Below are 18,004 nucleotides of genomic sequence, written 5' to 3' on the forward strand. Positions count from 1 at the left end.
GACCTGAAGGCCGACAGAAACCGGAGCGGCTGCTACGGCTGCCAGAGGTAGTTGAACTTGACGATCAACTCGCGCCGCGCCGTCTCCCTCGCGCTGAAGGTCGGCGCCGCCCAGTTGTGGTTGTAGACGACGAAGAGGTTCGCGCCGGGCTTGTAGATCCAGTTGAAGCGCACGTTGACGCCGGCCAGTTGGGCCGCCTCGTTGTACTGGGCGAGCGTGTTGAGGCGCAGGTCCGGGCTGAAGGCGGCGTCGAGGCGGACTGTGTAGATCGTGGCGGTGAAGTCGCCCTGGGGCAGCGTGACGTCGTTGTAGTTCCACTGGAACTCGGTCAGCAGGTGGCGCGACAGGCGGACGAAACTGGACAGCATGTAGCTGCGACGGTCGCCGCTGAAGAACTCGCCGACGTTGATGTTGCCGCGCCATGCCAGACGCCGGCCCTGGTTGGAGAAGCCCCGCAGGAAGATTGAATCGAACTTGTAGAGGCCCGCTGGAATCACGATCCCGGGGCGGATCTCGAAGGGCTCGAAGAGCTGTTCGACGTCGTTGACGAACGCCAGGCGAAACCGGTCGTCGCCCGTGGTGCGCATGCCGATGGGCGCCAGGAGGAGCTTGCGGCTCTCGATCCGGCCCACGCTCTCCCGCTCGAAGTAGTCCAGTTCGGCCTCCAGTACCCAACTGCGGACGACGCCGCGGTTGACCCGTGGCTCCCAGCGCACCGTCGGGTGGTAGCGGCGGAAGTCCCGTCGCAGGAGGAAACCGGAGCCAGGGTTGAAGTCGCGCTGGGCCTCCGTCAGATCGACGTTGGCGCGCACGGTGCGCGTCGTGTAGGCCCAGCCAGTGCCGAGCGCGCCTGTGTCTCCGCTCCGACCTTCATCCTCACTGGCGGCGCCGAACAGGTAGAACTGGGACTGCCGGTTCGGCTTGTAGTCGAGATCGACGCCGTAGAGTTGGTTCGTCGCGCCGCCGCGCGGATCGAGTTCGGTGTAGATCATCCCGACACTGGAACGTTCGCCGAGGTTGCGCTTGAGGCGGAAGACGCTGTGTTGGGTGGCGGCCGTTGCTGGCCTGGTTCCGGCCGCGACGGCCTCGGTCCCCACCGTCAGCAGCCCCAGGTTCCAGTCCCCGGCCCGCCCGGTCAGGCGGGCGCCGACGTCGATGGGCACCTCCTCACCGCGGTCGAGGCCGATGCGCCTCGAGAAGAAGGTCTTCATCAAGGGCGGCCGATTGCCTCCCCCGGGACTCGGCGGACCGAACTCGAAGATGCCCGCGTTCTCCAGGAAGAACTCCCGCTTCTCGGGGAAGAAGAGGGAGAAGCGGGTCAGGTTGACCTGCTGCTGGTCCACCTCCACCTGAGCGAAGTCGGTGTTGTAGGTGAGATCGAGGGTCAGCGACTTCGTCAGTCCCCACTTCAGGTCGATGCCGCCGTCGATGTCGTCGATCGTTCCACTTGCCTCGTTTCGCGGCTCTTCCGCGGCGGAGGCGAGGACGAAGGGCTTGACGTCGAGGCGCCGTCCCGGCTTGACACCCGAGATCCCGGTGAGGTCGCCGGCCAGCGAGACCCAGTGCGCCGCGTACATTCGGCTGACGGCGCGCGGGCCGATCTCGCGTCCGATCGGCGCCCAGTTGCTCTCTTCGTTGGTTCGGCGGACCACCCTGCGGACGTTGAGCCCCCACACGCTTTGGGTCGGATCGAAGCGGAGGGTCGAGAAGGGGATCGCCACCTCGGCCTGCCAGCCGTCCGCCGTTTGCCGGGCCGTCGCGTTCCAGACCCCGTTCCACTCGACGTTCTGGTCCTTGCCCTCGTCGGTGACCAGGGAGTCCGTGCGGGCGCCGAGCGGGTTGACCTCGAAGCTGAAGCTGTTGCGCTGGTCGTGGAAGGTGTCGAGCACGATCGCCAGCGAGTCGTCGTTGCGGCCATGGTCCGAGTCGCGCTGCAGTTCCTTGGCGACGATGGCCTCCGGCTGTGAGTCGAAGGCGCGGATTCCGAAGTAGAGGATGTCCTCCGTGTAGACGACGGAGAACTCGGTCTGCTGCGTGGCCGGGCGGTCGTCTTCCGGCTCACGGGCGGTGAAGTCGGAGCCGACTGGCGCCTGGTCCCAGGCGGCCTCGTCGAGCACGCCGTCGACGCGGATCGGTGTGTCGATCCGGAGGGCCTCGATCGTGGGCCGCGGGCTGGTGCTCGTCTGTGCGGCCACCGGGGAATGCAGGAGGCCCAGGGCGAGCAGAAGCAGGGCCGCCTGCGGCGGTGGCCGGCCAGGGTCGAACACGTAGCCTGCGACCTGTCTGGGGCCCTAGACCGCCTTCGTCCGCTGGTCGGCCAGGCTGAACTCCTGGTGCCAGGTCGAGTCACCGCCGTCGCCCTTGCGGTCGACGACCACGTCGACGAGGAATGGCTCGCCGGCGCGGGTGACTTCGATGCCGCGTCGAATGGCGGGACGCAGGTCGGCGGCCGACTCGACGGTGACGCCGTCGACGCCCTGACTCCGGGCGAGGCCGGCGAAGTCGATGTCGGGGTCGCCGAGGTGCATGCCGGTGTACCGGTTGGCTGCCTTCATCCTGCCGTCGTAGCGGGCGTAGGCGAAGCGGACCGTCTGGTAGTTCCGGTTGTTCGTGACCACGGTCAGCACCGGCACGCCGTAACGGGCCTGGCTCCAGAAGCCGGCGGCGCTGTACATGACCGAGCCGTCGCCGATGTTGCAGACGACCTGCCGGTCCGGCTGGCCGAGCTTGGCGCCGGTCGCGGCGCCGATGCCCCAGCCGAGGCCGGCGCCGGAGGTGGCGAGCCAGGTCTTCTCGTCGTCGCGATGGCCGGTGGAGAAGAACTGGTTCGAGCCGCTCAGGTTCTCGCTGACGATGATCGCGTTGGGATCGAGCTCGGTCTCGAGCACGTGGCCCAGCTCGTCGGCGTGGATCGGGCTCTTGCCCACGTTGGCCGGGTCGAGCTGCGGCTGGCGGCGGGCGGATTCGGGTCTCGAGTCGCGGATCTTCTTCCGGCGTTCCCCGGTGGTGAGCGATTCGACGGCCTCGACGAGTGCTTCCGCGGCCAGCTTCGTGTTCGCGACGACGGCGCGGCCGAAGGGACGGTCGCCGCCGATGGCGCCGGTGTTCAGGCCGATCCAGGCACTCCGGGAGCCCTCGGCGTCGGGCCCGGCGGCGGCGGTGCCGCCGATGTCGCCGACGCCGATGCGCAGCACGAAGTCGCGGCCGCGGCTGTTGTAGCCGCCGGCGAACAGCGGGTGCATGCGCGGGAAGTTGTGGTAGGGCCAGTTCGCGTCGGCCACCGGCACCCGGAGCATCTCCGCGAGCTCCAGCACGGCCTGCTGGGCGCCGGCCTTGCGCACCTCGTCGCCGACGTGGAGGATGGGTGACTCGGCCTCGATCAGGGTCCGGGCCACCGCTTCGACGTCCTCGTCGCGAGCCGGGATGTCGTCCGGAATGATGAAGGAAGGACGATCGTGGATCGTGGCGGAGACGCCCTTGGCTTCCAGGGCGTGGTTGGCCAGGGCCAGGTAGGTCGGGCCTCCGGGCGCCGTGGTCGCGACCTTGAAGGCGCGCCGGAGCATGACCGGAATGGACTCCGGATCCCTGGTCTCCCACGACATCTTCGTGAACTGCCGGTTCACGTCCTTCTGGTCGAAGCCCGGACGCGCCGCCAGCAGCAGGTTGTCGTCCTGCATCTCGTTGTCGAGCAGGCCGGCGGTGACGATCAGGGCGGAGCCGTCGCGGCTCGAGTTGTAGAGCTGGCCGGCGGACTGAGCCGTGCCCGCGATGACGTGGACGTTGACGAAGGCCGGCTCGCCCGAGGCCTTGTGGTAGCCATCGGCCATCGAGATGACGATCCCCTCGTGGAGCCCCATGATGAGCTGCATCTTCGGCCGGTCGAGGAAGGCGTCGAACAGGCCGACTTCGAAGGACCCGGGGTTCGTGAACAGGAAGCGGACGCCGGCGGCCTCCATCTGCTCGACCATCAGTTCGCCGCCCGTGCCGCTGGCGGTGTGGCTGCCCGATTCGGGATCGGCGTTCGTCGCCGCTGCCGCCGCGTTGGCGGTCGACTCGGCGATCGTGCCGGTCAGCCCGAGCGCGGTCAGCGCCTGGATGAACCCGCGGCGGGAGAGATCGTTGCGGAGAAAGCGGTAGACCAGTTCGTTCACTGTGGGTCCTCCCTTGCCTTCAGCAGGATGTCGTTGCGCCAGCGTAGCAGCCGCATCGGAGGTTCCCGTTGCCGGCGAACCCGTCGCCAAGGCTGCTATGATCGCCGGCCGAACGAGACCGCCCCGACGCCCGCAGCCGGGTGTCGAGTAGATGGAGTCCTGAAATGCCCAGAGTCTGCCGGATCACCGGCAAGAAGCCGCTGAGCGGCCATAACATCTCCCACGCGCACAACGTCACGAACAAGTGGCAGCGTCCGAACATCCAGACGAAGCGGCTGTACGTGCCCGAGTTGAAGCGGACGCTGAAGCTGAAGGTGTCGACCCGGGCGCTGCGGACGATCGACAGGAAGGGCCTGTTGCCCTACCTGAAGAGCCGCGGTCTGACCGTGCGCGACGTCACCTAGGTTCCAGGCACACAGCAAGACCGAGCCGGCGGTACGCGCCGGCTCAGGGCTCGGGATCGGCTTGCGGTTCCGCAGGAGACGGCTCGGGTGAGTCCGTTTCGCCGCCCTCGCTGCTGCCCAAGTACTCCGGCAGCTTGATGCCGACGTTCTTCGTCAGTTCGTGCAGCGGCGGCAGTGAACCGACCAGGCCGGAGACGAAGTCCGCCGTGGCGGTCTTGCCGTTTTCGCCGCGGCCGGAGTCCCATACGGTCACGTTGTCGATCTGGAGACCGGCGATCGCCTTGACCTGCTCCTCGACCAGCTTCGGAAGTTGCTCGGTGGCCAGCAGCAACGCTGCGTTGTCGGCGCCGCCGATCGCTTCGACGATCTGGTCGAAGCCCTCGGCCTTCTTCTTGAGCACCGCCTCGATGCCGGCCGCCTCGGCTTCCTTGAGCCGCTGGATGCGGTCGGCGTCGGCCTCGGTCAGCGACCGGATGCCGTCGGCTTCGCCCCGCTTCAGGCGGCGGTTGCGTTCGGCCTCGGCCTCGGCCAGGGTGGCGATCTCCTCCTTCTTGATCTCGGCGGGGACGACGACATCCGCGCGCTGGGTGGCCTGCTCGCGGCTGGCGCGCGCGACCTCGGACTCCTCCTGGGCGGCGTAGGCTTCCTGCAGCGCCTGGGCGGCCTTGACCTTCTCGGCGGCGGATGCGTCGCGCTCCGCCTCGGCCTCTTCCTTTCTCCGCTGGGAGTCGGACTGCGCCACCCGCACTGCGGATTCGTTCTCGCCCTCCTGGGCCGTTGCCCTCGCCTCGGCGACCTGGATGCGCCGGTCGCGCTCGGCCGCCGCGGCGCCGACCTCGCCGTCGCGTTCCTGTTCGGCGACCTTGACCTTCGCCTCGTTGATCGCCCGCGCCGCGGCCTCCTTGCCGAGCGCGTCGATGTAGCCGGACTCGTCCGTGATGTCCTGGATGTTCACGTTGATCAGCCGCAGGCCGACCTTCTTCAGCTCGACCTCGACGCCGTTCGAGATGTTCTCGATCAGCTTGTCGCGGTCGGCGTTGATCTCTTCGATCGGCATTGTCGCCAGGACGACCCGCATCTGACCGAAGATGATGTCCCGGGCGAGCGCCGACACACGCTCCATCTGCATGCCCAGCAGGCGTTCGGCCGCGTTCTCCATCACGCCGGCCTCCGTCGAAATGCCGACCGTGAACGTCGAGGGGCAGTTGACGCGGATGTTCTGCTTCGAGAGCGCGCCGGTCAGGTTGATGTCCATCGTCATCGGTTCGAGATCGAGGAACTGGTGCGCCTGCAGGATCGGGATGATGAATGCCGCGCCGCCGTGGTAGCACTTCGCCGAGCCGGTGCCGCCGATCTTGCCGTAGACGACGAGGATGCGGTCCGACGGGCAGCGCCGGTAACGGCTCGAGAGCGAGAAGATGAGGATGAGGACCGCCGCCAGGGCGGACAGGATGAGGATGATCAGATCCACGGTTTGGTTCTCCCGGGTACTGGCTACTTCGTGTCTTGTGGTTCGCCCGCTTCCGCGTCGAGGGGAGCGACGAGCAGGGTGTTCGAATCGAGAGTGTCGACCACGCGGATGCGGGTCAGGGTGGGCAGATCCTGGTCGTGCCGCGTCATCGCGGCGACCGTCCGCAGCCGGCCCTGGACCAGGACTTCGACCTGGCCGGGCTTCTTGAGACTGCCTCCGACCGGCGCGTAGACCTTGCCGGCCACGCCGACCGCGTTCTTGTAGTCGATCGTGCCGCTGTGGCGCAGGCCCATCATCACACGGATGATCAGGAACAGGATGCCGGCGAACAGGAGACCGACCGTGGTGCCGCCGAGCGAGGCGGCCAGAGTGGAGTAGCCGGCTCGCATCATCACGACGCCGGTCCAGCCGAAGCCGGCCAAGAAACCGCTGACGGTGCGCATCGAGAGCAGCGACGTCCCTTCGCCGTCGACGGCGTCGATCAGGTCGTCGATCCCGAAGACCGTGAGAATGACCTGAATCAGCAGGGCCAGGGCGGAGACGATGCCGAGCGCGTAGAAGACGCGGTACGCGCCCTCCAGGGAACCCCACCAGTTACTGACTGCCTCCATCGCTCCTCCCTCTGTTCTACGTCGATCCGGGGTCCATTGTTGACGCTGCTACGCGCTGCGCGCCGCCCGTTCGATCCCGCGCGCCTCATCGACTCGCAGCAGCAGCAGACCACCGACCAGGAAGAACACCAGGACGACGGCGATACCGGCGCGCTGTCCGTAGCCGGCCGTTATGAGGCCGAGCAGCATGGGTCCGAGAAACGCCGTCGCCTTGCCGGAGAAGGCGAAGAAACCGAAGAACTCGGACTCGTAGCGCTTCGGTGCGAATCGGCCCATCAGCGACCGGCTCGCTGATTGGTTGGGACCCATGAACAGGCCCAGCACCAGCGCCGCGCCCCAGAACCAGGTCCTGTTCGGCGCAGCGACCGCGACAAGGGAGCAGACGAACAGTCCGACCAGGCTCCACAGCACGGTGGCGCGGCCGCCGACCCGGTCGTCCATCAGGCCGAACAGGAACGCGCCCAGCCCGGCCGCGACATTGAGGGCGATGCCGAAGACGATCACCTCCGCCGTGTCCATGCCGAACGTTCCGGCGGCGTAGACGCCGCCGAAGGCGAACACGGTGATCAGGCCGTCGTTGTAGATCAGACGGGCGATCAGGAAACGGACGATGTCCGGGAAGTCACGGATCCGGGTCAGGGTGCGACCGAGATCCTCGAAGGCGTGGCGAACGGTCGCAAGCGCGTTGCCGGTAGTCTCACCCGCTCGCGGTGCGGCCTCGTCACGCAGCAGGATGAGCGCCGGCAGGCTGAAGAGCAGGAACCAGAGCCCTACGAGCAGATTCGAGGCGCGGACGTTGAAGCCGTCCTCGGTGCTGAGCGGAAGCCAGGGCGCTCCCTCGCCGAGACCGATCAGCCCGAGCAGCGCGACCACGAGGCAGACCAGGCCTCCGGCGTAACCGAGGCCCCACGCGTAGCCGGAGATCCGTCCGATCGTTCGCGGCGTCGACAACTGGGGGAGGAAGGAGTTGTAGAACACCATCCCGACTTCGAAACCGACGTTCGCGATCACGAACAGCGTTAGTGCCGAGAGTACGGCGTTGCCGCTTCCCGGGACGATGAAGGCAAGCCAGCTGGTGGCGCCGACCGAAACCAGGGTCGCGGCGACCAGGAAGCGCCGGCGAAGGCCCGAACGGTCGGCCATCGCTCCGAGTACCGGTGAGATCAGGGCGATGATCAGCGAGCTGATCGTGATCCCGCGCGACCACAGGGCGGTGCCCCGATCCGCGGCCTCGGCGAAGGTCTGGGAGAAGTAAGTGGCGTAGACGAAGGTCACCACCAGAGTGGTGAAGGCGGAATTGGCCCAGTCGTAGAGACACCAGGACGCCACCGCCCCGCGGCGCGGGGTAGGCGCCGATCCGCTGTTCTGGCTCTTCAGAACCGCTCGTCCTCCCACCAGGGAAAGTACGGCGGCAGGTCGGAACTGACCTTCATCGGAAAGTCGGCCGGCCGCTTCTCAAGGAACGACGTCACGCCTTCCCGAGCGTCGTCGCTGTTGCCGCGCCAGTAGATGCCCTTCGATTCCACCCGGTGCGCGGCCATCGGCGACTCGGCGTCGAGACCCTTCCACAGCATGTGCCGGGTGATCGTGACCGACACCGGCGAGGTGTTCGCGGCGATCTCCCCTGCCAGCTCGCGTGCCGCCGGCAGCAGTTCGTCGGGCGGCAGGACGCGGTTCACCAGTCCGGCCTCGAACGCCTCCTCCGCTGGAAAGACGCGACCGGTGAGCGCCCATTCGGTGGCCCGTCCCATGCCGACCAGGCGCGGAAGGAAGTAGCTGCTGCAGGCTTCGGGAACCATGCCGCGGCGGACGAAGACGAAGCCCATCCGCGCCTCGGTCGAGGCCAGGCGGATGTCCATCGGCAGGGTCATCGTGATGCCGACGCCGACCGCGGGTCCGTTGATCGCCGCGATGATCGGCTTGCGGACGTTGTAGATCGCAAGCGACAGGATGCCGCCGCCGTCGCGGTAGGTGTCTCCGTCGGCTTCGGGGTGCGAAAACGTGTCGCCGCCGGACGAGAGGTCGGCGCCGGCGCAGAAGCCGCGCCCTTCGCCGGTGACGATGACGGCGCGCACGGAATCATCGCCGTCCGCGCGGTTCAGCGCCTCCATGATCTCCCGCATCATCTGGCCGTTGAACGCGTTCAGGCGCTCCGGCCGGTTCAGCGTCATCGTCAGGACGCCGTCATCTACGTCGTAGCGGATCGCCTCGTACGTCGGTTCCGTGGGCATCTGGTTCCTCGTCGGTCTTACAGCCTGTGCGTGATCGTTCCGCCCGCGTCCACCGCCACGCCTGGTACCGGGAAACGCAGACAGAATCGCTCGATGTCCTGGCGCATCGCGTCCAGGCGTTCGTCGTCGCCGTGGCGCCGCAGTGCGTCCGTGATCCACTCGGCGAGCAGCTTCATCTCCGCTTCTTCCATGCCGCGCGTGGTCGCCGCGGGGCTGCCGAGGCGGATACCGCTGGGTCGCAGCGGCGGCCGCGGATCGTCGGGAATCAACTGCTTGTTCACGGTGATCGACACCTTGTCGAGCGTCTCCTCCGCGACGCGGCCGTCGATGTCGAAGCTCTTCCGGGTGTCGAGAACCATCATGTGGTTCTCCGTGCCGCCCGTGACCAGTTCGGCGCCCCGGCCCATCAGTTCCTCCGCCAGAACCTTCGCGTTGGTCAGCACCTGCCGGGCGTAGACCGCGAATTCCGGCTCCAGCGCCTTGCCCAGGGTGATCGCGAGGGCGGCCACGGCGTTCATGTGCGGTCCGCCCTGGAGTCCCGGGAACACCGCCTTGTCGATCTTCCGGCGATGCTCGGCGCGGCTGAGAATCAGGCCGCTGCGGGGACCGCGCAGGGTCTTGTGGCCGGTCGTCGTCATCACGTCGAAGCCGTGGTCGAGCGGGTTGGCCATCGCGTTGCCGGCGATCAGCCCGCCGATGTGGGAAACGTCGGCCATCGTCAGTGCGCCGACGTCGTCGGCGACCTGCTTGAACTCCCGGTAGTCGTAGTCGCGGGGGTAGGAGGAGTAGCCGCAGAGGATCATCTTCGGCCGGTGCTCGCGTGCCTGGGCGAGCAGGGCGTCGAAGTCGATGGCGCCGGCGTTGTCCGGATCGGTCTTGTAGCGGATGAAGTTGAAGACCCGGCCCATGTGGGATACCGGGGCGCCGTGCGTCAGGTGGCCGCCGTGCGACAGATCCATCGCCAGCACGGTGTCGCCGGGATCGAGGAAGGCGAAGTAGACCGCCTGGTTCATCGGCGAGCCCGAGAGCGCCTGGACGTTCGCGTGTTCTGCCCGGAACAGCTTGCAGGCCCGTTCGATCGCGATCCGTTCGACCGCGTCCGTGAACTCCTGGCCGCCGTAGTAGCGGCGGCCGGGGTAGCCCTCGGCGTACTTGTTCGTCAGCACCGAGCCGTTGGCCGCGAAGACCTCGGGGTAGGTGTAGTTCTCCGAAGGGATCAGCTCGACGCCGCGCCGCTCGCGCTCCTCCTCGCCGGCGATCGCCGCCCACACCGCGGGATCGTTGCGCGCCAGCGCCTGTCGGTTCGAATCCACTACTCGGTCGGCCGCCGGCGAACTCGGCCGCCGGTAGCGCTGGCTACTTGAGCGCCGCCTTCGCGGCCTCGAGCAGAACCGTCTCCGGGAGACGGACCCTGAAGTCCGGGTTCACGTAGTGGAAGGCGATCCGCCCGTCCGTGTCGAGCACGAAGACGGCGGGCACGGGCAGCATGTGGTGATCGTCCCCGGCGTACTCTTCGAGGTCGAGCTGGTAGTCCTCCCGGTAGGTCCGCACCATCTCCTCGTTGCGAAAGGCGATGCCGAACGCCTGCGAGGCCGCCATGCCCCGATCCGAGAGGAGCCGGTACTTCAGCTCGTTCTTGTCGACGGTGGCGTGCAGTTGCGCGACGATGTCCGGTGAAACCGCGAACAACTGATAGCCGAGGTTGATCAGATCCTGCTCTATCTCCTGCAACTGACCCAGTTGCGTGTTGCAGTACGGTCACCAGCCGCCGCGGTAGAAGATCAGGATCGTGGGTTTGGCCCTGGCCGCGGCGGCCAGATCAACGACACCGCCGTCGGTGGCGGGGAGTTCGACTTCGGGGACGGCGCTGCCGACCAGAAGCGGCCGAACGTCCTCCGCGGATGCCGGAACTTCGGCAGCCGGGGCAGAAGAGGCGGTGGCGCAGACAAGGGCCGCGCCGGCGAGGATGGTCGCGGTTTTCATGGCGCGCAGGGTATCACGGGGGCAGGTGCGGGATGGCCTATCTGGCCTGCCGCGCGGCTCGCCGGCGCTCGATCAGTTCCGCCCAGGGCACGACGCCCGTACGGGCGGCCCACGCCTCCCACAACGCGGCGAAATGGGCGACTTTCTCCGGTTCGTCGGCGGCGAGATCGTCAACCTCCGTCCGGTCGGCCACCAGGTCGTAGAGTTCCCATTCCCCGGGGTGGCGGGAGACCAGTTTCCACTTGCCGGACCGTACGGCGCGGTTGCCCTCGTGTTCCCAGAACACGGCCTCGCGCTCGAGCGGCTGGTCCTGGAAGGCCGGCAGCAGGCTCGTCCCCTCGACCGGAATCGAGTCGCGACCGGCTCGACTGCCCGGGTGGGGTGCACCCGCGGCCTCGAGCGCGGTCGCCATCAGGTCCACGACATGGGCCGTTTCGCCGACGATGCCGCCGCCTTCCGTGATGCGGTCCGGCCAGTGAACGATCAGCGGCGAGGCGATGCCGCCTTCGTGGACCCAGTGCTTGTAGAGGCGAAAGGGCGTGTTGCTGACGTGCGCCCAGTGCGGGCCGTAACTCTGGTAGCTCGATTCGGGGCCCGGCAGTACCGTGGTGTCGTTACCGACCGCCACCGGGCTGCCGTCGAGGGCTTGACGCGGGATCGCGAGGCCGGTCCACCGATCCGTCAGGACCTCTGCGCAACCGCCGTTGTCCGCCAGGAACAGGATCAGCGTGTTGTCGAGCCGGCCGGTCTCCTCGAGTGCCGCCACCAGCGCCCCGATCCCCTGATCCATGCGGTCGATCTGGGCGGCGTAAACCTCCATCGCCCGCTCGAACCAGGGGCGTTCTTCCTCGGGGACATCGTCCCAGGCGGGTACTCGCTGATCGCGCTCGGCGAGCAGCCAGTCTTCGTCGATGAGACCCAGTTCGATCAGCCGTTCCTGGCGGTCTTCCCGGATCGCGTCCCAACCCGCCGCGTAGCGACCCCGGTATCGGTCGATGTCTCCCGGCAGTGCATGGAGAGGCCAGTGCGGCGCCGTGTGTGCGACATAGAGAAACAGTGGATCGCCGCTCCGATCGCCGGCCGCATGGTCGCGCACGAAACGCGCCGCGTACTCCGAGATCGCGTCGGTGTAGTAGTACGGCGCGTCGGATTCGTCGGGCGGTTCCAGCTCGACCGGCGTGTTGCCCTCGGTCAACGAAATCGGGTCGTAGAAGCTGCCGGCGCCGTGGATCGTGCCGTAGAAGCGGTCGAAACCGCGCTGCAGGGGCCAGTTGTGCGTCGAGGTCAGCTCGTCGTTGCCGCTCCAGTGGCCGACGTGGCGGGTGACGTGCCACTTGCCGGACATGTAGGTGCCGTAGCCGGCTTCGCCCAGCGCTTCGGCGATCGTCACCGCGTTTGCGGCAAGGTCTCCGCGGTAGCCCGGAAGGTCGTCGTCGCCCATCATGTGGCCGACGCCGGCCTGGTGCGCGTAGAGGCCGGTCAGGAGGGACGCCCTGGTCGGGCAGCAGCGGGCCGTGTTGTAGAAGTGGCTGAACCGCAAACCGTTCGCAGCCAGGCGGTCGAGGTTGGGTGTTTCGATCTCGCCACCGTAGCTGCCGAGGTCGGAGAAGCCCATGTCGTCGGCCATGATCAGGACGATGTCGGGCCGGGGCGGGGTCTCCTCGCCACCGCAGCCAGGAAGCGCGAAGAGGACAACCGCTACCAAGGTAAGGAGGGCGGCCGATACGCGAGAGCCAAGGGACTCACAGGCCGGTTTCTTGCGTGAGGACATGGCCGCAGTGTACTTTTCAAGAGGGTGAGGTGCGGTGGATCGTACGTTGGTGGCTTGCTGCTCACGGCGGTGCTCGTCTTCTCTGCGCCCGTCGAGGGTCAGCGACTGCTGACCCTGACGCCGCAGGCGACGGGGCGCGCAACCGTCGGCGATCCGGACTTCGCACCGGAGATAGCTGCTTTCGCCGCCCAGGTCGACCTGGAGTTGCTTCGCACGGAGTCGGGACGGCTGGAACTGCCGACGCCGGACGGCCGTGTGCTGATCGCGGACTTGAGCGTGTTCGAGGATCGTGGCGGCGGCGACCTGATGTGGTCCGGCGGTCTCCCGGGTGCGGGCTACGACAGCGTCGTTCTGACGCTCGAGGGTGGCCGCCTCGTGGGCTGGTTCGCTGAGCCCGCCGGTGTCCGCTACCGCATCAGCGCCCGGCCCGACGGCAGTGGCCGGATGGAGGCTGGCTTCAACCTGCCTGGCGCGCAGCCCGACGCCTTCTGCGCCGTGGGCTCCGATCGCGAACAGCTCCCACAGATCGCTCCGGTGCGCATTGCCGGGGCGACGGCGCACGATCCGCCCACACGAGTCGCAGCTCCGCAGAGTCACGACACGCTCGAGATCCTCGTCGTTTACACGCCCACGGCGGCCGGAAACTGGGCTGGCCGGGGCGGGGCGCAAGCGGCGATCCGGAACGCCGGCGACTACCTGAACATGGTCCTGCGGAACGGCCGTATCGACATTCGCGCGAACATCGTCCACACGGCCGAGGTAGCGGGACTCGATCGGGTCGGACGGGATGGAACCGGTCTCTACGGCTCCTCGATCATCAGTCAGCTCAGGTTCCACGGGGAGGCGCTCCGGCTGCGCCGGGAGCATGGAGCCGACCTGGTTCACCTGTTCACCGGCGAGTCGCCCTGGCTGTTCAACGCCTGCGGCCAGCACTACCTGCTCTCTCGCAATGAAACCGCGGAGGACTTCTCGGCGTTCGGGTACGGCTGGACCGCCAACTCCTGCTATGCGGACGGGCCGATCTTCGCCCACGAAGTGGGCCACGGCCTGGGCGCCCACCACGATCCGGACAACGGTGGTTCGCCCGAGTTGGCCGTCAGGCCGTACGCCTTCGGTCACGGCAATCTCGACCGGATTCCGAACGTCGGCACGATCATGAGCTACACGGGCCAGGAAGAGCCGTACCTGTCGAGTGTGCGGATCAAGCCCCAGGGCCGTGTAATCGGCATCGCGGGCGAGCGGGAGAACGAACGCGCCCTCCAGAGGACGATCCACATCGGTGTGAAGTACGGCGACTTCGTTTCCCCGCTGCCCCCCGACGCACCTGCGGCGCCGACCGATCTGCGGGTGACGATGGAGAGCGAGACGTCGGTGCGGCTCTCCTGGCAGGACAACGCGACGGACGAGGATGGCTATGAAGCGACTCTCTGGCGTCCCGGACAGGGATTCATGACGCGCCCACTCGACGGTCGTACAACGGGAGTGGTGGACCTGCCTGTCGCGGACGCCGGCACCCGCTACTTCTTCCGGGTCGAAGCGTACAGAGGCGAAACCCGGTCCGCGAGTAGCGGCACCGTCACGCTCGTGACTCCGGGCGCCGAGCCCGCGCCGCCGTCCGGACTCGCCTGGGAACCGGCCGCGGTCGAGGACCCGGCCCAGATGGGAACGAGCGCCGCCCGCCTGACCTGGGTCGACAACTCGGACGACGAGTACTACTTCGAGGTGGAACTCTCGATCGGCGGTCCCGTGCGGCGCAAGTACGTGTCTGCGAACTCGCGCTCGACCGTGCTGTCGCGCCTGGAGCCCGGACGAGCCTACGGTGTGCGCATGAGCGCCATCGGCCCCGGCGGCACGGCGACGGGCAGTGAGTTCATGGTGTTGAGACCGCGCCTGCCGCCGGGCCCGTCGGCCGTCACGAACCTGACCGCGCGTGCTACCGGTCCCACGTCGGTCCGCTTGACGTGGACCGACAACTCCACCAACGAACTCGGCTTCCGGGTCCTGGCTCTCGTGTCGGGTTGGTTCGGTCTGTTCGAGGCCGGGGCCGACAGCGAGTCCATCGAGATCGAGGGGCTGGCGCACGGCGGCAGCTACGTCTTCTATGTGCTGCCGTTCAACGATTCCGGTCTGGGGAGACGTACCGGGATCAGCTTGCCGCTGGGTTCCCCAGGGCGCGGCCCCGTGGCTCCGACCAAGCTCAGTTGGGCAGTGTCCGGAGAAGCAGCCCGCCTTGCCTGGGTGCACAACTCGAACGATGAGACGGGGTTCGAGATTCAGTCACGGCCCGACTACGGCAACGAGGACACCGTCGTCGTCGGGGGAGGCCGCTGGACCCGGGTGGCGCTGGCGCCGGCGGGAGCCAGACACTTTGAACTCGAGCGCAGCGAAGAAGTGGACTACCGGGTGTTCGCCTACAACGGGACTGGTTTCTCGAAGGCCAGCAACACGGTCAGGGGGATGCCGTTTGTCGGACCTGGCCCGACGGGAGGTGAGGGCGGCTTGACGGCAGTGCCCTCCGGCGAGACAGCGGCCGAACTGACCTGGACCGGGAGATGGGCACGGCCGGCTCGGGGCAGGCTCACCGTCGAGGCGCGGAACCCGGCGAACGGCTGGATCGAGGTGGCGACGGCCGAAGCGGCCGCCGGCGGGGCCATGGTCACCGGGCTGGAACCGGAGACCCCCTACACGTTCCGGCTTCGGGCCGGGGCCGCGGACTACTCTCCGGAGGCGAGCGTCACTACCGGCGCGTTCCAGGGGGCCTGCAGGGAGGAGTCGGCCTATCTCTGCCTTCGCGACGATCGCTTCGAAGTGCGTGCGCACTGGAGCAAGCCGGATGCTCCGGACGAGTACGGTTCCGGTGCGGCGGTTCCGGTCGACGTTTCGGACGAGTCGGGGCTTTTCTGGTTCTTCGACCCCGAGAACATCGAACTGGTCGTCAAGGTGCTCGACGGCCGGACGATCAACGGCAGCTATTGGGTCTTCTTCGGAGCGCTGTCGGACGTCGAGTACTGGATCACCGTGAGGGACGCGCAGACAGGTGAGCGGCGGACGTACCACAACCCGCCCAGGGAAGTCTGCGGCCAGAAGGACCTCGTGGCCTTCGGCGACCTGAGTCCGGCGGCCCTGTCGCCCGGTGCCGGCCCTATCGGAGGGGGCCGAGCGGGCTTCGACCTCCTGCGGATGAACGTCGCAGCCCTCGACCTGGCCGGTCTCGATCTTGCGAGCGAGGGCGGCGGTCACTGCGAGACAGGCGAGGGACGGCTCTGTCTCCTGGACGACCGATTCGCGGTGGAGGTCGACTTCGTCGATCCGAACGCCGATCCGGACGTGGAGCAGGCCGCGAAGGTGATTCCATCGCTGACGACGGCAAAGACGGGCTTCTTCTGGTTCTTCAGCCCTTCGAACATCGAACTGGCGGTGAAGATGCTGGACGGCCGGGCCCTGAACGGCCGCTTCTGGCTCCTGTACGGTGGGCTGTCGGATGTCGAGTACGAGATCACGGTCACGGACACGGTGACCGGCGAGGATTCGACCTACCGCAACGAGGCGGGCAGCATCTGTGGTCAGATCGACGTCGAGGCGTTCTGAACGGCGACTTGTCGCGCCTGCCAACTCTCCGTGGACCACGACATTTACCGAAGCCTGATCGGCCGCTTCGCCACCGGTGTCACCGTGGTGACGACGAACGTGGGTGGCCGCCTGCACGGCATGACCGCGAACGCGGTCTGTTCTCTTTCGCTCGACCCGCTCCAGCTGCTGGTCTGCGTCGACCGCGCGTCGAACTGCTACATGCAGATGCGGGACGCCGAGGTCTTTGGCATCAGCATCCTGGCGGCCGATCAGGAGGGAATCTCGAACGTGTTCGCCCAATCCAGGGAACCGACCGAGGGCTCCCTGCTTGGTGTGGAGTGCCGGCTCGGCCGCCTGGGAGCGCCGCTGATCGAGAACGCGCTAGGCCATCTCGAGTGCCGGATCGCGGAGCGTGTCCCTGGCGGCGACCACATCATCGTGATCGGGGACGTGGTGGCGGGGGAAGTGGTTCGGGACGCCGAGCCGCTGCTGTTCTACGGCGGCCGGTACGAGAGGCTCGCCGACTGAGCCCGCGTTCAGGCCACGAGCGGGCAACTCGGGTCGAACTCGCGGTCCAGGGCGGCGAGTTCGACGATCGCCTCCTGGATGACCTGTTGGGGAGTTGCCCCCTGCTCGATGCGCCGCAGCCACTGCATGGCCGGGTTGCCCTGTTCCAGAACAGAGCGGATGGGCTCGAGCAGACCGTCGAAGCCGTGGCGACCGGCTGTCGGGGCGACGCTCTCGAGCATCGATTCCGCCCAAGCCCGGAAGGTGAGAGTGTCTCCGTCGACCCAGTTCGTTCCTTCGGCATCGAGACTGGCGGTGCCGGCGGCGCGCTCGTTCGCCGCCGCCAGCTCTTCGAGTTCGGACGAGGTCCGGTCATGCAACGGATCGAGGTCCGGCTGCTCCAGCACCTGCCACACGCGCGCCTCGTAGAGCGCGGTGACCGCCTGCAGGATGTACGGATCGCTGATCCGATCGCAGATCCGAAGTTCCAGGCGGTCCAGATCCCTGGGTGTCGCCGGTCCGTTTGGCCGGATGCCGAGCCAGAGGTGGCGCCGGTTCTGCATCGCGCCGCTTGCGAGCTGCTCGTCCATCCAGATGGCGAAGGAGCCGGCGTCCGGGAAGAACGGCACCCTTCCCGGAGTCAGGGGGAAGCGCAGCCATCGCGTCGAGTGCTGGCCGGTGGTTTCGCCCGAGAGGAAGGGTGACGCGGCGGTGAGCGCCAGGAACACCGCGGCCTCCATTCGCAGCACCCGGTAGGCGCGCATCAGTTCCTCCGGGTCGTCTATCCCCAGGTTGATGTGGGTCGAGGCGGTGACGACACGGTTGCCGTAGGTGTCGCGGATGTAGCGGTAGTACGGGTTCTCCGGGTCGGAGAAGTAGAAGGAGTCGGGATCCGCCAGTGACAGCGCGCCCCCTGGCACCAGCGTGCAGCCGTGCGTGGCCTCCAGGTAGCGCCGGAGCGCGCAGCGCTTTGCCATCAGTCGGTCGATGAGGACCTGGTAGCTCCGGTACGGGGCGGTCGTGAACTCGACGTTGCGTCCATCCGGTTCGGTGGTGTAGCCGTCGAGCGCCTCCTTGACCTGTGAGGAGAGCGGCAGGACGTGGCCGCCGGGGGTTCCGGTGTAGACCTCCTCTTCGAGGCCCTTCAGCAGTTGACGGTGCAGCGGACGGTGGTCGACGGTCATTTGGGACTCAGGCGCGGCACAGGTAACCGCCTAGCAGTGAAGGGCTTAGGGACGGCAGAACAGCCGCCGCCGAGCCCACGATTCTACCAAGGGGACGGCGCCCACGACCGTTGCTACGATG

The 18,004-nt window shown here is 67.6% G+C and carries 14 protein-coding genes; 3 read left to right on the forward strand and 11 right to left on the reverse strand.

Annotated features, from left to right (window positions below):
- Positions 1-32 precede the first annotated feature (32 nt).
- Entirely contained in the window at positions 33-2,267 is a 2,235-nt protein-coding gene (locus tag OXG83_03680; GenBank protein ID MCY3964118.1) for a DUF5916 domain-containing protein, read from the reverse strand.
- A 24-nt stretch (positions 2,268-2,291) separates the two neighbouring features.
- Positions 2,292-4,151: a thiamine pyrophosphate-binding protein gene (locus OXG83_03685; GenBank protein ID MCY3964119.1), complete on the reverse strand. Its 1,860-nt coding sequence runs from the start codon at positions 4,149-4,151 to the stop codon at positions 2,292-2,294.
- A 164-nt stretch (positions 4,152-4,315) separates the two neighbouring features.
- Here OXG83_03685 and rpmB point away from each other — a divergent pair, with 164 nt between their 5' ends.
- Complete coding sequence (gene rpmB, locus OXG83_03690) at positions 4,316-4,555, forward strand: 50S ribosomal protein L28 (protein MCY3964120.1); 240 nt, start codon at positions 4,316-4,318, stop codon at positions 4,553-4,555.
- Between the two features lie 43 nt (positions 4,556-4,598).
- On the opposite strand, the gene OXG83_03695 is transcribed toward rpmB, so the two are convergent.
- Genes OXG83_03695 through OXG83_03730 form a run of 8 tightly spaced genes read right to left on the reverse strand, consistent with a single transcriptional unit; the run spans position 4,599 to position 12,556 of the window.
- Positions 4,599-6,026, reverse strand: a complete 1,428-nt coding sequence (locus OXG83_03695; protein ID MCY3964121.1) for an SPFH domain-containing protein — start codon at positions 6,024-6,026, stop codon at positions 4,599-4,601.
- A gap of 23 nt (positions 6,027-6,049) precedes the next feature.
- Positions 6,050-6,637, reverse strand: a complete 588-nt coding sequence (locus OXG83_03700; protein MCY3964122.1) for a hypothetical protein — start codon at positions 6,635-6,637, stop codon at positions 6,050-6,052.
- 48 nt (positions 6,638-6,685) lie between these two features.
- A complete protein-coding gene (locus OXG83_03705; GenBank protein MCY3964123.1) occupies positions 6,686-8,032 on the reverse strand; it encodes an MFS transporter in 1,347 nt (448 codons plus the stop codon).
- The gene (locus OXG83_03710) at positions 8,011-8,868 is read right to left on the reverse strand and encodes a crotonase/enoyl-CoA hydratase family protein (GenBank protein MCY3964124.1); all 858 of its coding nucleotides are present in this window, start codon (positions 8,866-8,868) and stop codon (positions 8,011-8,013) included. The genes OXG83_03705 and OXG83_03710 overlap by 22 nt, the downstream gene beginning before the upstream one ends.
- Positions 8,869-8,885: 17 nt before the next feature.
- Positions 8,886-10,181 (reverse strand): serine hydroxymethyltransferase, encoded by a 1,296-nt coding sequence (locus OXG83_03715; protein MCY3964125.1) that lies wholly within the window; start codon positions 10,179-10,181, stop codon positions 8,886-8,888.
- Between the two features lie 43 nt (positions 10,182-10,224).
- Positions 10,225-10,599: a redoxin domain-containing protein gene (locus OXG83_03720; GenBank protein ID MCY3964126.1), complete on the reverse strand. Its 375-nt coding sequence runs from the start codon at positions 10,597-10,599 to the stop codon at positions 10,225-10,227.
- Between the two features lie 27 nt (positions 10,600-10,626).
- Positions 10,627-10,851 carry a hypothetical protein gene (locus OXG83_03725; protein ID MCY3964127.1) on the reverse strand — a complete coding sequence of 75 codons (225 nt, stop codon included), beginning with the start codon at positions 10,849-10,851 and terminating at the stop codon, positions 10,627-10,629.
- Positions 10,852-10,888: 37 nt separating this feature from the next.
- Positions 10,889-12,556, reverse strand: a complete 1,668-nt coding sequence (locus tag OXG83_03730; protein MCY3964128.1) for an arylsulfatase — start codon at positions 12,554-12,556, stop codon at positions 10,889-10,891.
- 120 nt (positions 12,557-12,676) lie between these two features.
- Between OXG83_03730 and OXG83_03735 the strand changes: the two genes are divergently transcribed.
- Positions 12,677-16,210 (forward strand): fibronectin type III domain-containing protein, encoded by a 3,534-nt coding sequence (locus OXG83_03735; GenBank protein ID MCY3964129.1) that lies wholly within the window; start codon positions 12,677-12,679, stop codon positions 16,208-16,210.
- A gap of 30 nt (positions 16,211-16,240) precedes the next feature.
- On the forward strand, positions 16,241-16,720 hold the full coding sequence (locus tag OXG83_03740; protein MCY3964130.1) for a flavin reductase family protein: 480 nt from the start codon (positions 16,241-16,243) through the stop codon (positions 16,718-16,720).
- Positions 16,721-16,728: 8 nt separating this feature from the next.
- Here the strand turns inward: OXG83_03740 and gshA are convergent, their stop codons facing one another.
- Entirely contained in the window at positions 16,729-17,883 is a 1,155-nt protein-coding gene (gshA, locus tag OXG83_03745) for a glutamate--cysteine ligase (protein ID MCY3964131.1), read from the reverse strand.
- Positions 17,884-18,004 lie beyond the last annotated feature (121 nt).

It is taken from the genome of Acidobacteriota bacterium (assembly GCA_026707545.1).
Taxonomy (GTDB): domain Bacteria; phylum Acidobacteriota; class Thermoanaerobaculia; order Multivoradales; family Multivoraceae; genus Multivorans.